The following is a 1,232-nucleotide window of genomic DNA, read 5'->3' on the forward strand; positions in this document are numbered from 1 at the left end:
TATTCCATGCCATTGAACCTCCGACTCAGTCCACCAGGGTCGTGACCCCACTGATGAGGACGTACACGCCACCAGCGGCGGCAAGCAGGACGACCAGATCCCGCCCGTGTCGGTGCATCCACCCGTTGTACGCGGCGAGAATCGCCCCGGTGTGTCGCGGCGCGGTCAGTCGCAATATTATCGGCAATTCCACCATCTGGAGCACCAACACACCGCACAGCACCAGGAGCAGCGCGGTGGCCGAATCGCTCATGTCGGTGTTCGCGAGGTCTCTGATCGCGCTGACATAGAGCAGGGACGGCAGATATGTGACCACCCCCAACAGATACACACGACCGAGTCCCGGATGACGCCCGGGTCCAGCATTCGCCCCATCGGGCTTGTCAGTCTGATCCGGCCCAGCAGCCTTGTCCGACGGGCTGTACGCACCAGCCGCGTCTGGCCCGTCCGCAGCGTCTGGCCCGTCCGCAGCGGCCGGCTTTCGCCGTCGGGCCAGAAAGACCGCCACGACCAGCAGTCCCACCCCGAGGAACACCTGAATGCCGCCGCTCGGCGTGGGATGCTTCCGCTCGGTCAACCCGGAGCCGCGCAGGGTGAGCAGGATCGCCACACCCGCTACGAAGGTGACGGTCGCGGTGCCGGCAAGGTAGGCGTACGCATGCCGCATCGAGGCTGGTTCGCCGAGATAGCGCAGAACAATGGCCAGTCCCAGCGGATAAATGCCGGCGGCGAGCGCCAGTGGCAGCGCACTACTCACCACGACGTCCCTTCACGGGCCCCTCGATATCGGACGCACCTGCGCTGAACGGTCCGCCAGGCGTTCCATGGCCACCGTATGGTCCCGCTGTTCATACGGCTTCGCCCGAACCAGGTGACGCAGCGTCCACGGGTGGGTCACCCACACGGCCGGACCACCGCGCGGCCGGACCGGGCCGACGATCATCTCGATGTTCGACGAGGCCGCGGCGTCCTGGCGTGGCCGGCCGCGCCTACCGCCAGGCGCTGCCCGAGCAGGCGGGCAACGGATCCGATCCCTGTAGTTATCAAACAACTTCACTACGTATCATCATATAGGCCTTTCGCAATCATTGAATACAGTTCGTCATTATTTTACTGCCTAAAGTAATTCGTACGGTTCCGATGCACGTGCGGATGCCCGTGCTATATCCTGCGCACGAAGTACGTGCATTTGCACGGTCTAAGGCTCCTGCGAAGCGGGAGGGGGTGGGCTC

At 64.1% G+C, this 1,232-nt stretch carries 1 protein-coding gene; it reads right to left on the bottom strand.

Annotated features, from left to right (window positions below):
• Nucleotides 1–25: 25 nt before the first annotated feature.
• Nucleotides 26–757 carry a GAP family protein gene (locus U9980_RS14555; RefSeq protein ID WP_322768405.1) on the bottom strand — a complete coding sequence of 244 codons (732 nt, stop codon included), beginning with the start codon at nucleotides 755–757 and terminating at the stop codon, nucleotides 26–28.
• Between the last annotated feature and the right edge of the window lie 475 nt (nucleotides 758–1,232).

This window comes from Protofrankia sp. Cr1 (genome assembly GCF_963555865.1).
GTDB lineage: Bacteria > Actinomycetota > Actinomycetes > Frankiales > Frankiaceae > Protofrankia.